This window comes from Enterococcus sp. (assembly GCF_032555305.1).
In the GTDB taxonomy this organism is placed as follows: domain Bacteria; phylum Bacillota; class Bacilli; order Lactobacillales; family Enterococcaceae; genus Enterococcus_A.
Genome location: NZ_JAWGOQ010000034.1, coordinates 1 through 18,041 on the forward strand (window position 1 = coordinate 1; position 18,041 = coordinate 18,041).

Here is an 18,041-nt window from a genome sequence, read left to right on the forward strand (position 1 = left end):
GTTTCGTCAATTTCACGAAAAGACCCTTGCACTTATTATACTAGAAATCCCTCTGAAACACTGAGGTTACAATAAAATTCAATGATTCAGTAGACATTATATAAGCCGGTGGTTTCATCCAAAGTAGTCAGATAGTGCCGCATTCGCGGCTGGAAAGTATTTGTCCGTTGATTGAACAGCACACTGTTTTTTGCGATTAGTCCTAAAACAGCGAAGATCGGAATGACAATAATCAAGTAAATTTTTTCCAGTCTAGGCATAATGATAGGTGTGTAATACAGAAGAAAGGCTCCTGTAGACATCACCATCATGGAAAATACTGCGACCGTAATAGTATTGCCTAAAAAGCCTACAAGCAGTCCCAGAAAGGCTAGAAGCGAAATACTTAATACTGGAACAAAACCAAAGCGTTCATCTAAAATTAAATTTTGAATGAGAAAGACAGCAGCTAGTATGATGGTCATCCACTCAATACGAATTCGTTGAAAATATTTCATATCGTTGTTCTCCTTAATGGCTAAAGTCTTCAGGGCGATCCGCTAATTGGAAATAATGAGCGATCGCTTCTGTAATTCTTGCACTGGCTTTTCCATCACCGTAGGGGTTGCTGGCTTTTGACATGTCTTCATAGGCAGCTGAATTTTCAAACAGTTCTTTGATAGTGGAATAAACCGTTTGAGTATCTGTTCCAACCAAGCGCAATGTACCGGCTGCAACGCCTTCCGGCCGTTCCGTTTGATCACGCAGAACCAATACTGGCACACCTAAGGAAGGAGCCTCCTCCTGAACACCGCCAGAATCAGTTAAGATTAAATAGCTCTGTTTGGCATAGTTATGGAAATCAATCACATCCAAGGGTTCGATTAATGAGACATTCTCCAGATTGCCTAGAGTCTCACTAGCAACCTCCCGGACCGCGGGATTTTTGTGCATCGGAAAAATGAATTGGGTATCTGGATAATCATTGGCCGCTTTGTGAATGGCATTAAAAACGGAATGCATCGGTTCACCCAAATTTTCACGACGGTGCATTGTGACTAAGACGATGCGCTTTTGATTTTTCGAAATTTCAGCTGGAATTTCGTAGTTTTCGTCTAAGGTATTCTTCATTGCGTCAATCGCTGTATTTCCTGTGACGTATATGTTTTTTTCTGAATGATTTTCCTTGATCAGGTTCTCACGGCTCTTCATCGTTGGAGCAAAGTAAAGATCGGTCAGATCGTCCGTTAATTGTCGATTCATCTCTTCTGGAAAAGGGGAGTATTTATCCCAGGTTCTCAATCCAGCCTCGACATGCCCAATTGGGATTTGCTGGTAAAAAGCGCTTAATGCGGCAGAAAAGGTGGTTGTAGTATCTCCGTGAACCAGTAAAATATCCGGTCGCTCTTTTTGTAATATAGCGGTGAGCTTTTCAAGTACCCGGCTAGTGATCTCGCTGAGTGTCTGACCCTGATGCATGATGTTCAAATCATAATCAGGAACGATAGCAAAGGCGTCTAAGACTTGATCCAGCATTTCTCGATGCTGACCTGTAACGACTACTTTCACCTCAAAACGATTATCATCTGCTAATTCTTTAGCTAATGGAGCCATTTTTATCGCTTCCGGTCGTGTGCCAAAGACTAAAAAAACTTTCTTTCTCATGATATTCCTCCTTAAAACCTTTTAAATGTTATGGACGAATTGACTAGACCAAACAAAAATAGAAATTAATAATTATAATTTCGAGTTAATTTAATTAAATCTATTCTTTTATTCGCTTTATTTATACTTAGTACCTAGTATAAGAGAGGATTTTCATTTTGTCTTATTAGAGGCTTTTGTATTCTCATAATTCAACCTAAAAATGAGAATACGAATAGTGAAAAAAGACAAGAAGAGAAATCCCTTCTTGCCCAGTGCTCAGCGAATCCCATGTCGATCTTTACGCAGCAAAACAACTGCGATCATCAAAAAGATCAAGCTAAAGAAAATTGTTCGTTGATGGAAATACTTGACTAAAAAGCCGTTCAATACTGCACCAGCAACAAAGCTGAGCAAAATAATCAATGTATCAAGAAAGGCTGCACGTTTCGCAGGCTCATGCTTGAGATAGCCCTCAAAGAAGTTCGTCGAAAGATTCTTCAAATTTCCCGTCATCATTAACGAGGTAAAAGGCTTCCCCTTCAATTTTTGGAACTCCTGCAATTGAGTTGCGGCCGCGATAGACAACAACGCATTAACAACCAAGTTTGGCAGATATGGAGAGAAAATACCTACGATCAAAAGTAAACTGATTTCAAAGGTCAAAAACCAAAGCTGTTGATTGTTGCTAATCTTAGTTTGCAGATAGCGTGCCAGTAATGCCCCTAAAGCAAAGGATAGAATCGGGATCAAATAATGGATCAGCACTCCCCATTGACCTTGTCCCAAATGAACACCTAATAAAATAAAATTCCCTGTTTGGAGTCCTGCGAATACTTCGCCGTGAACCAAATAAGTATAGGCGTCCAATCCGCCAGCCGTTGCCGCCAAGGCCATCCCGAATTCCAGCCGTTCATGAACTTTTTCTTCCATTGTTTTGCACCTCTTTTTTCTTCATCCGAAGTGTACGCCAAATGAAGAAAAACGACAAAAGAAGTGTCCTACATAAAAAAGCGACTAGGATCATTGATCCCAGCCGCAAAAAATTATTTCAATTGTCCATTCTCCATGTGCAGTTTCTTTTCAGCAATCTTCAACGTGCTTTCACGATGGGAGACAAGGATCATGGTTTTATCTTGCAGTTTTTCCTTGAAGGTCGCAAGAATTGCTTGTTCGTTGACATAATCGAGATTGCTGGTTGGTTCATCCAGTAAAATTAACGGCGCATCGTAAACCAGCAAGCGCGCTAAGCCAATACGTTGTCGTTCGCCATCAGAGATAGTGCGAGAAAGCTTGCTGAGTTGTGTCTCATAGCCTTCTGGCAGCGAGAGTATCCAATCATGGATCGCGGCATCTTTAGCAGCTTCTTCAATCGCAGCCTGTGAGACATCATCACGTTTCAAGGAAATGTTGTTAGCAATTGTGTCTTCAAATAGAAAAGTCGATTGTTCCATGACGCCTTCCAGATGATGAAGGGCGTCCTCTTTAAGAGAAGATAACGGTGAATCGTTGATCATTAATTTCCCGCTGTTGGGATCCCAATAGCGCATCAAGAGTTTTAGCAGCGTACTTTTCCCGCTGCCGCTTTCTCCGCTTATCCCGATACTTTGGCCTTTCTTCAAGTCAAAAGAAATCTGCTCTAAGACCGTTTTTTCTGTATTGGGATAACGGAAAGCCACTTCATTTGCTTGCAGCTTTTCAACTGCATCAACAGAATTTGTACTTTCCTCAAATTCAACAAAGGGCTCTTCGTGAACGAGCTGGTACAAACGTCGCCCACTGGAGAAGGTTGTTAATAAGGCATTGCCCAGATTACCTAATGCCAAGACAGGACCAAATGAACTAAGACTCAGCACCACCGAAACAACGATCGTTTCCATCGAAAGTCCGCGGCTGCTGCCGAAATAAAATACACAAAGCGTGGTTCCGATAACGACCAATTCACTTAAGAGCTGCAAAGAATTACCTTGAAAAATCCGGCGGCGATTCTCATGATTTAAGACTTTACTATCTGCTTTTAATTTCGTCAGACGCGTTTTTTCTAAATGAAATTGAGCGATGTCCTTTAGACTATTGGCATTTTCCATGATCGTCTGACTAACCTGTTCAAAAGCTTTTTTATAATCATCACCAATCTGCAGATTTCTGCGATAACTGATGTAAGGGATAATCACGCCGATCAGAATTTGTCCGATCAGCAGTAGAAAGGCCAAGCCTAAATCAAAGCTTGCTAGAAAAACAAACGTTACCAGAGACGTGCCCAGAGCGATAAAAACAGGTGAGATCGTGTGAGCAAAAAAGACTTCTAAAGCTTCTACATCAGTCGAAATCGATGTGATCAGTTCGCCGCTGTTCTTACCAGTCAGGCGGGCTGGACCGATCGTTCGTAAGGCTGCGAAAATTCGCTCACGAATATGGGCTAATAAAGAAAAGGCAATGTCGTGATTTTGATATTGTTCTAAATATCGTGCGACACCTCGGACGATACCGCAGGCAATCAATACAACTAAAATGAGTATGAGATTTACCTTCGCACCATCGATCAAACGCAACAGGGTGAGTGTACTAATGACGGGGATCGCTACGACAGCAAGATTGCTGATGATTCCCAGCAGGATCGCGAGAGACATTTTTCCCTTGAAGGGTTTCGTGAAAGAAAGCAGCCAGCGAATCAAGATTCTATCCTTCATTACCGATCACTCCCTTCATCTGACGATTTTCTTCCGTAAAGTAGGCATTGAAATAATCCGAGGTTTGCTCCAATTCTTGTGGTGTTCCAGCTTCGACGATTGCGCCGTCTTTAAAGACATAAACGCGATCAGCATCCAGAACATTGTATAAACGATGGGAAACAAAAATCACGATGGCTTCTTTGGCTAAACCCTTCAAAGTCGCTAAAATGATTTCTTCACTTTCAATATCAACACCTGATGTGATCTCATCGAAAATATAAAATTCTGCTGAGGCGGCTAAAGCACGAGCAAGAATCAGCCGTTGTCGTTGTCCGCCAGACAGATTCTTACCGTTTTCTTCTAAGACTGTATCCAGCTGGTTTGGTAATTGCTGCACGAAGGTCGACAACTTCACGCGGTCTAGCAATTGCCACATGTCATCCTCTGTTAGCTGAGGATTTGCCAGCCGCAGATTCTCCCGGATGCTTTCAGCGTAAAGAAAATCCTTTGTGTTTACTAGAATTCCTTTATTCAGCACGGTTGAATTGCTTAGCTCCTTCAAATCGGTTTGATTCCAGCGGATCGCTCCTTGATACTCGTCCAACTGATTCAACAGTAATTGTGCAAAGGTGCTTTTGCCTGAACCGGATTTTCCTACAAAGGCGGTAAAGGTTCCTTTCTGCAATTCCATAGAGACATTTTTGATAGCAGGAGTTTCCTGATTTTCATAGGTGAAATCCAGCTGATTAACAGTGATTGTGTCTAACGGTTCCTGCCAAGAATCGATTGTGCCATCCTTTTTTTCAGGTAATGCTAAATAATCAAAGATTTTCCCGCAAGAGCTGATCCCGTTCATCGCCACGTGGAAGAGGGAACCCAGCTGACGCATCGGTAAGAAAAATTCTGCTCCGACTAAAATGAAGACCAGTACACCATAGACGGTCAATTGTTGCTGCTGAAAAGCTATCAGTGCTAGACCGATCCCAAGCGCTGCCCCGCTATAGGAAAAAATATCCATGATGGTGATCGAATTCAGCTGCATCGACAGCAAACTCATAGTGGCTTTGCGGAATTTTTGTGCGTCTTGTGCTAATTCTTGTTGTTTGGCTTCATCTTGGTCGTAGGCCTTCAGAACGCTCAAAGCACTCAAGCTTTCGTGGAATCGCGACCCTAAGTTTGTGTATTGATCCCAATACTTATTTAAGATCCGCTTAGCAATCTTCATCACTGCCATGATCGTTAGGGGAATAAAAGGCACACAAATCAGCATTGCAATAGCAGGCTGCCAAGCCAACAAAACTAAATAGGCAAATAAGATCAATGAAGCCAGCAGGCAATAAAAAAGCTGCGGCAGAAAATGGGCATAATACATTTCCAGCTGCTCGATTCCATCACCAGAAAGCTGCGCTAACGTTGTGGCCGGCAATTGCCGAGAAGTATTCCCTAAACGAAAGGCCTTTTCCATTACTTTTGTTCGCAGCGCGACCCGCAAATCGGCCGAAGCTTGATCCGTTAGAAAGGCTGACAGGCGGATAAGGACTAGTTTTCCAGCTAAGGCTAGGAGGATTAGAGCAAAAGGCAGACTCAGATTCAGGGAGCGCCCTTGAACAAAATTACTCAATAAGAAGGCCAGTGTCCGCCAGATATATAAGGACAAGCCAAGGCTGATACAGCGAATCACGACTTGCAGGATCAGTGTTTTCTTTTTAGCAATCGCAAAGAGCCGACGATCAATCATTCGGTTCGCCCGCCTTTGCTTTTAATGAAGCTTTTTTGCCTCGCAAATACCATGTCAGTCCAATCACGTGGGCGATATAGACCACAACCAAGCAAATCCTCATGGGGGTATTATCCACCAACAATCCCGGGATCAAAAAGACAATGAGGATCATCAAGAACATCTTCACAATTCCTGCATTGGTGATTTTCTTTTTGACGATCGGCTCTTCCACCGCCCGTTTGTAGAAGGAAGATTGAATGAACTTGTTGTAATATTTATCAGAACTACGTAGCCAAAAGAAGGCTGTCAGCAAGTAGAATACCGTGGTTGGTAAAAAGGGAAGGAATATTCCCAGTGTTCCCAGCGCAAAGGTAATCGCACCAAGAGAAAAATAAATGATTTTTTTCACATGAATGACCTCCAATAATGAAATAAAGTGCTTACCAGTTCATCTTATGCTAAATGAAAATGATTATCAATCTCTTCGGCGAATTCTTTTATTCAAAAAAGAAACAAAGCAATTAATAAGTTAATAAAGCAAATAAGATAAGAAGTGTTTTTTAATGATCATTTTTTTAATAAATATGCTGAAAAAAGATTATTAAAAAATGTTCCTATATCCAACGATTTGACGTAATATTTTAAGTAGAGTAGCTCTGTAACGTTGTTAAGACCAATTGTTTGTTGCACAGGCCAAACTAAAAGGGAGTTCGATTGTGAAAAGATTTTTAAAATTGGGTTTAATCGTTCTGTTATTTCTAGGTGGATGTGGGAATGGTAAGACAGAAAAAGAGACAAAAGAAGCATCCTCAAAGGCAACATCAGAGACATCGAAAGCTGCTGCGAGTTCTACCGTGAAGCTGAATTTCTCAGCTGTGGGAGATAATTTGATCCATGATTATATTTACGATCATCTTAGACAGCTGGATGGCACGTATCGTTTTGATGAAATGTATGAACCAACCAACTATTTGAACAAGGATCGGGATGTTTCCTATATCAATCTGGAAACCATTTGTGCCGGTGAGGAATTAGGTCTCTCCGGTTATCCGACATTCAATGGACCAACACAGGTATTAGATTCCTTACATAAAGCGGGCTACAATTGGCTGTCTGCAGCTAGTAATCACACCATGGACAAAGGCGAAGAGGGAATCGTCAAGCAATTAGAATACCTGGAGAAATATCCAGACATTACGGTTACTGGCTCACAAAAATCAGCGGAGGCTAAGCGGCTGCATGTCAAAAAAATCAAAGGGGTAAACGTCGGATTTATGTCTTACACCTTTGGTTTGAACGGGATTCCGCTGCCTGAAGGCAAAGAATATTTAGTCAATCTGATTGATCCAGAACAAATTAAAAAGGATATGAAGGAACTTAATAAGATGAGTGATGTTCAGATTGTTAGTATGCACTGGGGAGAAGAATACCAGTTTACGCCAAATGAAGAACAGACACAGCTAGCTCAGCTATTAAGTGATGCTGGAGTAGATGTGATCGTTGGCGGGCATCCTCACGTTATTCAGCCGATGGACTATCTAACGGGTAAATCTGGCAATCAAACCTTAGTGATGTATTCTTTAGGAAACTTCATTTCTTCTCAAGCAGAGAATGACCGGATGCTGGGAGGGATGGGTCGCTGGACGATTGATTATGATAAAAAGAAGAAAGACGTCAAAATCGAAGAAGTTGAATTTTGGCCGACGATCACTTATATTGGCGACAATTATCAAACCTATAAAACTTACGCGTTGAAGGATTACACCAATGAGTTAGCGAATCAGCATATGATCCATGTTAATCAGGGACAAGATTTATCCCGTGAATATTTCATTCAACGCACCAATGAGATTATGAATGATAAAATAAAAATCGTTTATTAAGACAGCAAGTCATATCAAGCGGCGCATGTCCGAGCTTTCTATACTAATGATAAGGTAGTCAAAATGGGGTGAAGGAATGTACGAGTGGCAAAGACAAATTCAACAGATCGTTGATGAGATTGATCACTGCATCGAAGGCTATAATGACGAGGCTTTGACGTTGCGCCGATTGGCTCGCAAGATGGGCTATTCCGAATTTTATACGACGCGGAAATTCAAAGAAATCTCCGGTATGTCCTTTCGTGATTATTTACGCCAGCGGAAATTGGCCTTTGCTTTAAAGGAAGTTCGCGACAATCAAAAAAGCTTTCTGGATATCGCTTTTGATTATGGCTTCTCCTCACATGAGGCCTTTACTCGTGCATTTAAAAATATGTATGGGCGCACACCTAGCGAATATCGCAAAGCTCCAAAGCCTGTTGTCCTGCGAACAAGGCTCAGCCCGTTTGACCGCTACTTTTTAGGATTGGGAGAGATGGGCATGGTAAAATCCAGCAAGGATATCAAAACCTATTTTGTGACGATTCCGGCACACAAGTTTTTGTTTATCAAAAATACGGAAAGCAATGGTTACTGGGACTTTTGGGAGAAGCAGAGTCAGATTCCCGGACAGGATTGTGATACCATCAGCGGCTTATTGGATAGTATCAAAGGGAAGTTGGATGACAACGGCGGCAATAAACCGGATAGCAGCAGTGGACAGGCGATGGCCTATATCAGTGATTCGAAAGGTCTGCTTTGTGATTGGGGATTTTTGAGATCGGAATGTTACGGCGCCCGCTTGCCAGCGGATTATCAAGGAGAAGTACCGGAACAAATGCTGCTAATGGATGTTCCCGAAGCAGAATATCTTGTTTTTGAGCATGGGCCTTTTGATTATGAACAGGAAAATCGCAGCGTCGAGGAAAAGGTGGAGCAGGCGATGGCGGACTTTGACTTTTCAAATACGGATTATAGCTACGATACTACACCCGGACGAATTATTTATTTCTATCATGATCCAGAGCGGTTTTGGAAATATGTCCGACCAGTGAAAAAGTAACAGAAGACAGCGGTGTTGGCTATCAAGCGACCCGCTGTTTTTAATGTTCAAAAAATTTCATTAGGTGTAAGATGACAGGGTATTTAATAAGTAAATCAATCCGCGCGTTAAAGGAGTATCATACAATGAAAGCAGAAGCACAAGTTGATTCTAGAGAAAGAGCCCAGCAACTGATCCACGATTTATATAATTGCTTGATTAAGCGTTCCAATCCTACTGAAACGCTGACAGATATTACGGATGTCTTGCTGCAGGTCTATCGAAAGCTGGAGGACATGAAAAATCCGGAAGCATTGGTCAATCGATTGGTGAATTATATCTATCGTGTCGGGTTTGATCATCGAATTCATTTTGACAAAGCCGAGGAATCTTTGCTGATTGAACTCGGTACGATCGCTGGTCGAGCGGGATTCAATGGTGTTTACCGTTCCGATACGGGGAACAAAGCGCAGTTTTATAGCGTATTTGATGGGCAACGGTAATTATAAAGAAGCTAGTCTAAAATTTTAGGCTAGCTTCTTATTTGCATGTTAAGCATTCTTCCTCTAAATTCCCGCTATTTAACTGATTAAACGTGTTTCCCCATTGGTGCAGCATCTGTATAACAGGCTTTAATGAGTGACCGTAGTCGGTAATATGGTAGGAGACCATCAGTGGTTTTTCCTGAATGACATGACGTTCGATCAAACCATCGTTTTCCAAGTCCTTTAGCTGCAGTGAAAGCATTCTACGAGTGATCCCAGGAATTTTTTTCTGAAGTTCATTGTAGCGGTGCTCACCTTCAAAAATCAAGTGGTACAATAAGACACTTTTCCATCTTCCAGAAATGAGCTGGAGGGTAGATTCCACAGAACAACCTTCCTCACAATTATAGATTTTTCGAGCCATATAAGCGCCTCCTTAATATCTTATATCCGCTAATGTTAAATTGATACTCTCTTTTTATCACAGACGAATACAGTCGTCTAATATTTTATCTTGGAAAAGGGAGAATAAAAGAAAGTTAAAAAAAGTTGAAGGTATAAAAAAATTCCCTAATTTACATTTGTAGACATTGGTTTTATGATAGCTTTACAAAACAGATGGCCATCTGTTAATTTGAAAAATTGTTTTTATTTTCCTGTGAATGTATATTGTGTGCAGAATGAAAGGGAGAGGGATATGATGGGAGTACCTAAAGAAAACTATTTCGGTGAGATTGAACAAGTCCATGCGTTTTATGGAGAAATGCCTACAGGAGTGAGTGTTAGTGAGAATGGAAGGATTTTTATTAATTTTCCTGAATGGGGCGATGATGTCCAGGCGACAGTTGTAGAGATTGTTGATGGAAAGCTGGTTCCTTACCCCAGCAAGGAAGCCAATACCTTTGATCCAGCGAATCCAGAAAATGCTTTTTTGAGCGTCCAAAGTATTGTGGCCGATGGTGAAGGAACATTGTGGGTGTTAGATACTGCTGCACCGAATTTTGATGTCCCAATTGAAGGTGGCGCGAAGCTAGTAGCGGTGGATCTTGCGACAAATACGATTCGCCGGGTTTATACTTTCTGCAAAGAAGTTGTCTTGGATTCAACTTATTTGAATGATGTCCGAATCGATCTTCGCCGAGGCAAAGAAGGTGTTGCCTACATTACCGATTCATCAATTACTGGTCCTGGTGCGATCATTGTGGTTGAGCTGGATACTGGAAATGCTTTTCGAATTTTGGATGGCACACCATCGACCGCAGTAGATCCTGATTTTCTACCAAAAGTTGAAGGCGAAATATTAATGAATCGCGGCGAAAATGGTGAGACGTCTCCTTGGCAAGTGGCTGCAGATGGGATTGCCTTGTCACCAGATGGCAAGCAGCTTTATTATAGCCCATTATCAAGTCGTCATCTTTATTCAATCGAGACAGATTTGATTTTTGATCAACAGATAAATGATGATGCGTTGGAGTCTTATGTCAAAGACTGGGGAGAAAAAGGGGCCTCTGATGGGATGATCACTGCAATCGACGGTACGATTTATGCTGGGGATTATGAAAACAATGGTATTCGGGCAATTTATCCCGATGGGACGATGGAAACGATCGCTCATGATCCGCGCATCTTATGGCCGGATACCTTATCAATTGGACCAGATGAGTATTTATATTTCAATAGCAACCAATTACAACGTCAAGCAGGGTTTCATTATGGAAAAGATATGCGTGAGAAGCCATATAGCTTATTCCGCATCTTTATTGGCAAAAAGCCAGCTAAATCAAAGTAGGGAGAGAAAGATACATGAATAAAAGAGCAGAAATTTTAAACGCACACAAACGCCGCTTTGCAACAAAAGCATTCGATAAAACAAAGAAAATCAGCAATGAAGACTGGGAAACAATCATTGAAGCAGGTCGTTTATCCCCAAGTTCCTTTGGCTATGAGCCTTGGAAATTCCTTTTGATTGAAAGCCAACAAGTAAAAGATGAGCTGCAGGACATTGCTTGGGGAGCACGTAACAGTTTGAATGGTGCCAGCCATTTTCTGATCGTGTTAGCTAGAAAGAATCTGACTGGCAATAGTCCACATGTAAAACACATGGTTGAGGATGTTTTCGAAGTACCTTATTCAGAAGAATCACCGCAGACGATCTTCTTCAATAATTTTCAGAAAAATGACTTTGATTTAACTTCAGAGCGTGAGTTGTTTGATTGGGCATCTAAGCAAACCTACATTGCTTTAGCGAATATGATGACAACTGCCGCATACCTAGATATTGATAGCTGCCCAATTGAAGGCTTTAATAAGGATGCAGTGGATCGCTACCTAGTCGAAAAAGGCTATGTTGATCCAGAAGAATTTGGTGTTTCTTATATGGCAGGCTTTGGTTACAGAGATCAAGCAATTCCAGAGAAAAAACGCCAAAAATTAAGTGATGTTTATCAAGTAATTAAATAAGATCAAATCTTAGGAGGCCGATAATGATGTCTGAAAAAGAAATGATGCATGCCGTTGGTTTTTTTGAGGGATTGCCGATTGACGATTCCAACAGTTTTATTGACGCGAAGGAAGAAGTTCCCGTGGCTGTCGGAAGAGATTTGTTAGTCAAGGTTCAAGGGGTGTCCGTCAATCCAGTTGATACGAAACTACGTCAAACTTCGCGAAGGAGCAACGCGTTGCGCATACTCGGATTTGATGCTGTTGGTGAAGTAGTTGCTGTTGGAGATGTGGTTGAGAATTTTAACGTGGGCGATTCTGTCTTTTACGCTGGAACAACGACACGTCATGGGAGCAATCAAGAGTATCAGTTAGTTGACGAACGAATCGTTGCTCTGGCTCCAGAAAAATTAACGAAGGAAGAGGCGGCTTCCTTGCCTTTAACCTCGTTAACTGCTTATGAATTGCTGTTTGACAAATTCAATATCGTGCCCCAAAAAGATTCCGCTAAAGGAAAATCCATCTTAGTCATTAATGGTGCCGGGGGCGTTGGTTCTATTTTGAACCAATTAGCGAAATGGACAGGACTAGAAGTATTTGCTACCTCAAATCCGAATAATTTTGAGTGGCTGAAAAAAGTCGGGGTGGATCATCCGCTTGATTACCATCAGGATCTGAAGCATCAACTCAGAGAAATAGGAACAGAATCCTTTGATTACATTGCTGTATTATTTGATATCACGAAATACTTGGATATCATTAAATCAATGGTTAGTCCCTTTGGCCATGTGGGAACGATCGTTGGAATCAAGGAGCCGTTGGAGCTGGCTGAGTGGAAAAATAAATCGGTTTCCTTTGATTGGGAGTATATGTTCGCGAAGACCGATTTTGGCTATGACCTTGAATCACAAGGAGCCGCGTTGAAAACCATCGCTGAATTAGCAGATGCCGGGATTATTCTTCCGACTGTCAGCAAAATCTATGATACAGGGATCAATGCTGACAATCTGAAACGTGCGACCAAGGATGTGGAATCCGGTCACATGTTAGGAAAAGTGGTTGTCAGCGGTCCATTTTAGAATAAAAAGAAAGGATCGTCTGTTGAAACGGACGATCCTTTCTTTTGTGATAGAAGGTAGCCCTTGTGACAAGACTACGTTTCAATAGACAATAGATTATTCTCTGCTCATAGAATTTTTCAAAAATTCTTCATCGTTTGGATTGCCAGAGCCGCGTTGATTTTTGTCAATTGCAGCAATAAGGCTCATTTCTTCATCCGTCAATGTGAAGTCAAAAACATCGATATTTTGTGCGATTCGTTCTGCGTGAACAGATTTTGGAATGACGATAATATTTCGCTGTAAGTGCCAGCGCAAGATTACTTGAGCCACAGACTTGTTGTGAGCCTCAGCGATTTTTACTAGAGTCGGATCATCTAAAACATCGCTCTTCCCTTGTCCAAGTGGCCCCCAAGCTTCATGAGTGATATCTAAGCTTGTCAAGTATTCGTTTAATTCCTTTTGTTGGAAATAGGGATGAGTTTCGATTTGATCCACGGCGGGTTTGATTTTCGCTGTCGTTAATAATTTGTCTAGATGAGGCTTTTCAAAATTAGATACGCCGATGGATTTAATCAAACCTTCGCTATACAACGTTTCCATTGCCCGCCATTTTTCGTTATAGCCTTCGCTAGGCCAATGAATCAGGTAAAGATCTAAATAGTCTGTTTGCAGCTTCTTCAACGATTCGTGGAAAGCTGCGATCGTATCATCGTAGGTTGTATTATTGTTCCAAACCTTAGAGGTGATGAACAGGTCTTCACGTTTTACATCATTTTCAGCCAGCGCTTCACCCAACCATGCTTCATTATGGTAGATCGTTGCTGTATCAAAGTGACGATACCCGCTTTTCAATGCGGCTGCGACAGCATCTTTTAAGTCTTTGGCATCTTGGACTTTAAAGACACCGAGACCTAATTGGGGGATCATTTGTCCGTTGTTTAATTTCAACTGTTCCATTAATAGAACCTCCTAATATAGTCGTTACATTAAAAGTATAACGCTGTAGCGGGAATATCGTAAAAATTTTGCTTTAGCCAAACGATGATTATTTTGACTCCTCGCATAATTGTTTAGTAGATTTTATGTCTCGACAAAAAACCGCAGCCTGAATAAACAGGCTGCGGTTAATAGGCTAATTCATGCTCAATGATTTCTTCAACCATTCTTCATCTTGAGGATCTGCTGCACCACGTTTGTTTTGATCAATCCCTGCGATCAAGCTCATTTCTTCATCGCTTAGCTTGAAGTCAAAAACATCGATATTTTGCGCGATCCGTTCTGCGTGAACAGATTTTGGAATGACGATGATATCACGTTGCAGGTGCCAACGCAGGATAACTTGAGCGATGGTCTTATTATGCGCTTCTGCGATTTTCGCCAAGGTTGGATCTTCCAGCACATTGCCCTTACCTTGTCCAAGTGGACCCCACGCTTCGTGAGCGATATCCAAGCTTCTCAAGTATTCGTTCAATTCCTTTTGTTGGAAGTATGGATGGGTTTCGATTTGGTCAACGGTCGGAACGATTTTGGCAGTCGTCAATAATTTATCCAAATGTGGTTTTTCAAAGTTAGAGACACCGATCGATTTGATCAAGCCTTCGTTGTAAAGACTTTCCATTGCCCGCCATTTTTCGTTATAGCCCTCACTTGGCCAGTGGATCAAGTACAGATCCAAGTAATCAGTTTGTAATTTCTTCAAGGTTTCTTGGAAGGCGGCAATCGTTTCGTCATAGGTCGTATTACTGTTCCAAACTTTCGAAGTGATGAATAGCTCTTCACGTTTTACATCGCTTTGAGCCAGTGCTTCGCCCAGCCACGCTTCATTGTGATAAATCGCTGCCGTGTCAAAATGACGATAGCCTTCCTTCAATGCATCTGCTACTGAACGTTTTAAATCATCAGCATCTTGGACTTTAAAAACGCCGAGACCTAATTGAGGGATCATTTGACCATTGTTTAGTTTCAACTGTTCCATTTAAGAAAACCTCCTATTATAGTCGTTACTACTAAATTATACTGCTATACCGTCTGGAACGTAACAATTTTGTTTAAATAAGTACGGCTGAGGGTACGGAATTGGGTATTGGCAGTTGAAATGCAACTATTGGTTTTATGAAGGATTCTTGACCAATAACACCTTTTAAACAATAATGCCATTTTTATAAACATTATTCCATCAATAATTCAAAAAGTGAATTATTTTCATTTTTTTTGAAGTCGATACGTCAGTGAAATATAGTATTATAAAATAACTATTAATGTAATTTTTGGGTTAACTAAAAGGATGGGGTATGTACGATGGAAAAAAAGAGGGTCAGTCATTTACTTAAGAGGAACAAACAAAATCATTGTCAGAAGGTCCGCGGTATTCGGAAAAAGGGACTGCTCCTATTTATTCTTTTGTCAGCCCACCTACTAATCGCTAATCCTGAAAATATGCAGGCGAGTGCTTGGCAGGCAAATTCGGTAGCGACCATTACAGCCAAACTAAAAGCCGGTCAGAATTCTTATACCTTTGAAGCGGGTGACACCTTCTACAATATTGGTTTAGCCGTTAACGTGAAATGGCAAGTATTAATGGAGCTGAACGGATTTGAAGCGGGTAGCCAATACAGCGTGCCGGTGGGAACAACGATCAAATTTAATGGCGCTAAGATTACGGTGATTGATCGTAACGGGCATGCGACAAAGGAAAAAGAATTGACCGATGAGGATAAGATTGATCCAGCAAAGCCATTTGCCGATCCGCAATCGGAAGCCTCTCAGCCAGTCGAAACAAGGCAAGCCGTGGCACGAGTTGACGTACAAACGGCTAAGCCCCTCAATAAGGAACAAGCGGAAAAAGAAAAACAAGCAGCAGAGAAGCAACGTGAACAAGTAGAAAAAGAAAAACAGGATGCGGAAAAAGAACGGCAAGAGATAGAACGATTAAAGCAAGAGGCGGAGCAGAAACTAACGGAGGCCTTAAACAAAGAAAACGAAATTACGCATACTGAGCTGCAAGCCAAGCAATCAGCCGCAGCCGCAAAGGTGACGGAGGCACAAGCAAATTATGAAAGCCTGGCTACACAATTAGCAGCAGTAGAACAGGAATTTGCTAGTGCGAAGGTCGCACAGCAAACAGCACAAGAGACTTTGATGACCGCTCAAACCGCCATCAGTGAGGCAACCGCTAATCAGGGGAATGCTCAACAGCGAGTGACTGACGTGGGGGCTCAAATTACGGCTTTGCAAGACCAAGCCGGAGAGGATGCCGCTATTCAAGCTCAATTGGCGCAATTGAATCAGCAGCTAGCCGCGGCCCAAAATGAATTATCTACGTATAGTGTGCAGCTGACAGCGGCGCAGCAAGACTTAAATAATGCGCAATCGACCTATGCTTCAGCAGAAGCCGCATTGAATTCTGCCGCTACTGAAAAAGCATCGCTTGAAGCCGCTATTACGCAGGCACAAACAGCCCTGACTGCAGCGCAGCAAGAGTTAACGCAATTACCAAATGCGTCACCGGCCGCAACCAGCGAAGAAGCCAAAAAGATTCAAACAGAGCTGACAAAATACCAGCAGCAGCTTGCCGCATTGGATCAACAGATCAATGCTTTAACAAGCAAGGCCCAAACCCTCAATGAGCGAATCAAAGAATTGGACAAAGTCATCCAAGGCGCAACCGAAGAAGTCAAGGATGCGGAAACAAAGGGCAAAGAAGCGGGCGATTCAGCAGAGGATAGCGCAGATCATATTGGTAAATCGAATGAAACGGTCAATGAGGTTGAAAATAAGCTGCCGCATGTTCCAACGAATGAAGACAAGTATGTCACGATCATGGTAGATGAAGCAGGAAATAAATTAACGGATACTACGGGTTATGTGAAGGTCTCTGAATCAGAGCCAGTGAAGGTGGTTGAGACACTTCCCAATGGCGATACGATCACAACCTATACCACGACAATCACGTATCGTAAAATAGAAAACACCGAAAAGCATGTAACCATCAATGTCGATGAGGCAGGGACAGTTTTGACCAGTTTAGAAGGCTATTTCAAAATTAACGAGTCCGAAGCCGTAAAAACAGTTGAGACACTTGCCAACGGTGATACGATTACTACCTATACTACGACAGTGACGTATCATAAAATCATTAATACAGATGAAAAGGTGACCATCAATGTTGATGAGGCAGGAACAGTTTTGACCAGCTTGGAAGGCTATTTCAAACTGAATGAATCTGAACCCGTAAAAACAGTTGAAACATTAGCTAATGGTGACACGATTACCACCTATACTACGACGGTGACGTATCACAAAATCATCAATACAGATGAAAAAGTGACCATCAACGTTGATGAAGCAGGCAACAACCTGACGGATCTTACGGGGTATCGAAAAATTGCTGAATCTGAACCAGTTAAAACCGTCAAAACGTTAGCTAATGGCGATACGATCACGACATACACAACGACTATTACCTATAAGAAAATAGATCCAATCATTGCAGCAATCAAACCAGCTGATGACGTTGAGATCAAAACGATCAAAGACCAAGTAATAAAGGACGACACTAGAGTGACGGTTGAGCAGGCGGACAAGCTGGTGAATACAGCCTTTTCTAAAGAGGTAGCGAAGTATTTTGAACAGCTGGTTCAGGAAGAGCAGGAGAAATACGGCGAGAAAAAAGTAAGCAATACAAAGGACGAAGCCGCGTATCGTGAAGTTGCTGAACGAGCAATCGAAGTGATGTACAAGTTTTCTCATACACGACCTGCCAATATTCTCAGTGATGGAACGTATGTTGTTGATCGTGAAATTGGTTCTGAAAAAATGAGGTACTGGACGGAAAATATTTCTCATACCTATATTAAAAAAGTAGAAGTGGATGGAGATTCAACGGTCCTTGCACGATTGATCGCACAGCAAATGTTCTTGCAATACATCGAATATGAACGTGAGGCTGGAAGAGCAGGGGATTACACTAACGGCGGACACTATATCAATATCATCCAGTCAGGCTTTTCCGATATGGCACTGGCAGTGTTTATCGTTGAGGACGAAGAGGATCCAGATGACTATTACAAGGTCTCTACAGCAGTTTGCACCGGACCTGTAACGATTGTAAACGAATAAAAAAGAAGGGAATCTTTTT

At 41.8% G+C, this 18,041-nt stretch carries 16 protein-coding genes; 7 read left to right on the plus strand and 9 right to left on the minus strand.

Annotated features, from left to right (window positions below):
- Positions 1-86: 86 nt before the first annotated feature.
- From E6139_RS19295 to E6139_RS19320, 6 genes are all read right to left on the minus strand, one after another.
- Entirely contained in the window at positions 87-497 is a 411-nt protein-coding gene (locus E6139_RS19295) for a hypothetical protein (protein WP_316405167.1), read from the minus strand.
- Positions 498-510: 13 nt separating this feature from the next.
- On the minus strand, positions 511-1,644 hold the full coding sequence (gene wecB, locus E6139_RS19300; RefSeq protein ID WP_316405168.1) for a non-hydrolyzing UDP-N-acetylglucosamine 2-epimerase: 1,134 nt from the start codon (positions 1,642-1,644) through the stop codon (positions 511-513).
- Between the two features lie 258 nt (positions 1,645-1,902).
- Positions 1,903-2,556 carry a YoaK family protein gene (locus E6139_RS19305; RefSeq protein ID WP_316405169.1) on the minus strand — a complete coding sequence of 218 codons (654 nt, stop codon included), beginning with the start codon at positions 2,554-2,556 and terminating at the stop codon, positions 1,903-1,905.
- Positions 2,557-2,669: 113 nt separating this feature from the next.
- Entirely contained in the window at positions 2,670-4,313 is a 1,644-nt protein-coding gene (locus E6139_RS19310; RefSeq protein ID WP_316405170.1) for an ABC transporter ATP-binding protein, read from the minus strand.
- On the minus strand, positions 4,303-6,033 hold the full coding sequence (locus tag E6139_RS19315) for an ABC transporter ATP-binding protein/permease (protein WP_316405171.1): 1,731 nt from the start codon (positions 6,031-6,033) through the stop codon (positions 4,303-4,305). The genes E6139_RS19310 and E6139_RS19315 overlap by 11 nt, the downstream gene beginning before the upstream one ends.
- Positions 6,026-6,424, minus strand: coding sequence for a YbaN family protein (locus E6139_RS19320; RefSeq protein WP_316405172.1), 399 nt, complete (start codon positions 6,422-6,424; stop codon positions 6,026-6,028). Before E6139_RS19320 ends, E6139_RS19315 begins: the two co-directional genes overlap by 8 nt.
- 307 nt (positions 6,425-6,731) lie before the next feature.
- Here E6139_RS19320 and E6139_RS19325 point away from each other — a divergent pair, with 307 nt between their 5' ends.
- The 3 genes from E6139_RS19325 to E6139_RS19335 all read left to right on the plus strand — a co-directional run bounded on the left by E6139_RS19325 (position 6,732) and on the right by E6139_RS19335 (position 9,422).
- Positions 6,732-7,898 carry a CapA family protein gene (locus E6139_RS19325; RefSeq protein WP_316405173.1) on the plus strand — a complete coding sequence of 389 codons (1,167 nt, stop codon included), beginning with the start codon at positions 6,732-6,734 and terminating at the stop codon, positions 7,896-7,898.
- Between the two features lie 76 nt (positions 7,899-7,974).
- Positions 7,975-8,940, plus strand: a complete 966-nt coding sequence (locus E6139_RS19330) for a helix-turn-helix transcriptional regulator (RefSeq protein WP_316405174.1) — start codon at positions 7,975-7,977, stop codon at positions 8,938-8,940.
- Positions 8,941-9,065: 125 nt separating this feature from the next.
- Entirely contained in the window at positions 9,066-9,422 is a 357-nt protein-coding gene (locus tag E6139_RS19335; protein WP_316405175.1) for a bacteriocin immunity protein, read from the plus strand.
- Between the two features lie 37 nt (positions 9,423-9,459).
- Here the strand turns inward: E6139_RS19335 and E6139_RS19340 are convergent, their stop codons facing one another.
- On the minus strand, positions 9,460-9,828 hold the full coding sequence (locus E6139_RS19340) for a helix-turn-helix domain-containing protein (RefSeq protein WP_316405176.1): 369 nt from the start codon (positions 9,826-9,828) through the stop codon (positions 9,460-9,462).
- 276 nt (positions 9,829-10,104) lie between these two features.
- On the opposite strand from E6139_RS19340, the gene E6139_RS19345 reads away from it, so the two are divergent.
- Genes E6139_RS19345 through E6139_RS19355 form a run of 3 tightly spaced genes read left to right on the plus strand, consistent with a single transcriptional unit; the run spans position 10,105 to position 12,922 of the window.
- Positions 10,105-11,193: an L-dopachrome tautomerase-related protein gene (locus tag E6139_RS19345; RefSeq protein ID WP_316405177.1), complete on the plus strand. Its 1,089-nt coding sequence runs from the start codon at positions 10,105-10,107 to the stop codon at positions 11,191-11,193.
- A 14-nt stretch (positions 11,194-11,207) separates the two neighbouring features.
- Positions 11,208-11,864 (plus strand): NAD(P)H-dependent oxidoreductase, encoded by a 657-nt coding sequence (locus tag E6139_RS19350; protein ID WP_316405178.1) that lies wholly within the window; start codon positions 11,208-11,210, stop codon positions 11,862-11,864.
- A 26-nt stretch (positions 11,865-11,890) separates the two neighbouring features.
- Entirely contained in the window at positions 11,891-12,922 is a 1,032-nt protein-coding gene (locus E6139_RS19355) for a zinc-binding alcohol dehydrogenase family protein (RefSeq protein ID WP_316405179.1), read from the plus strand.
- A gap of 96 nt (positions 12,923-13,018) precedes the next feature.
- Here E6139_RS19355 and E6139_RS19360 read toward each other — a convergent pair whose 3' ends face one another.
- Complete coding sequence (locus tag E6139_RS19360; protein WP_316405180.1) at positions 13,019-13,861, minus strand: aldo/keto reductase; 843 nt, start codon at positions 13,859-13,861, stop codon at positions 13,019-13,021.
- A 175-nt stretch (positions 13,862-14,036) separates the two neighbouring features.
- Positions 14,037-14,879 (minus strand): aldo/keto reductase, encoded by an 843-nt coding sequence (locus E6139_RS19365; protein WP_316405181.1) that lies wholly within the window; start codon positions 14,877-14,879, stop codon positions 14,037-14,039.
- Between the two features lie 323 nt (positions 14,880-15,202).
- Between E6139_RS19365 and E6139_RS19370 the strand changes: the two genes are divergently transcribed.
- The gene (locus E6139_RS19370) at positions 15,203-18,022 is read left to right on the plus strand and encodes a LysM peptidoglycan-binding domain-containing protein (RefSeq protein WP_316405182.1); all 2,820 of its coding nucleotides are present in this window, start codon (positions 15,203-15,205) and stop codon (positions 18,020-18,022) included.
- Positions 18,023-18,041 lie beyond the last annotated feature (19 nt).

Coding starts and splice junctions, on each gene's coding strand:
- E6139_RS19295 (WP_316405167.1), bottom strand. CDS start 497: ATGAAATATTTTCAACGAATTCGTATTGAGTGGATGACCATCATACTA.
- wecB (WP_316405168.1), bottom strand. CDS start 1,644: ATGAGAAAGAAAGTTTTTTTAGTCTTTGGCACACGACCGGAAGCGATA.
- E6139_RS19305 (WP_316405169.1), bottom strand. CDS start 2,556: ATGGAAGAAAAAGTTCATGAACGGCTGGAATTCGGGATGGCCTTGGCG.
- E6139_RS19310 (WP_316405170.1), bottom strand. CDS start 4,313: ATGAAGGATAGAATCTTGATTCGCTGGCTGCTTTCTTTCACGAAACCC.
- E6139_RS19315 (WP_316405171.1), bottom strand. CDS start 6,033: ATGATTGATCGTCGGCTCTTTGCGATTGCTAAAAAGAAAACACTGATC.
- E6139_RS19330 (WP_316405174.1), top strand. CDS start 7,975: ATGTACGAGTGGCAAAGACAAATTCAACAGATCGTTGATGAGATTGAT.
- E6139_RS19335 (WP_316405175.1), top strand. CDS start 9,066: ATGAAAGCAGAAGCACAAGTTGATTCTAGAGAAAGAGCCCAGCAACTG.
- E6139_RS19340 (WP_316405176.1), bottom strand. CDS start 9,828: ATGGCTCGAAAAATCTATAATTGTGAGGAAGGTTGTTCTGTGGAATCT.
- E6139_RS19345 (WP_316405177.1), top strand. CDS start 10,105: ATGGGAGTACCTAAAGAAAACTATTTCGGTGAGATTGAACAAGTCCAT.
- E6139_RS19350 (WP_316405178.1), top strand. CDS start 11,208: ATGAATAAAAGAGCAGAAATTTTAAACGCACACAAACGCCGCTTTGCA.
- E6139_RS19355 (WP_316405179.1), top strand. CDS start 11,891: ATGTCTGAAAAAGAAATGATGCATGCCGTTGGTTTTTTTGAGGGATTG.
- E6139_RS19360 (WP_316405180.1), bottom strand. CDS start 13,861: ATGGAACAGTTGAAATTAAACAACGGACAAATGATCCCCCAATTAGGT.
- E6139_RS19365 (WP_316405181.1), bottom strand. CDS start 14,879: ATGGAACAGTTGAAACTAAACAATGGTCAAATGATCCCTCAATTAGGT.
- E6139_RS19370 (WP_316405182.1), top strand. CDS start 15,203: ATGGAAAAAAAGAGGGTCAGTCATTTACTTAAGAGGAACAAACAAAAT.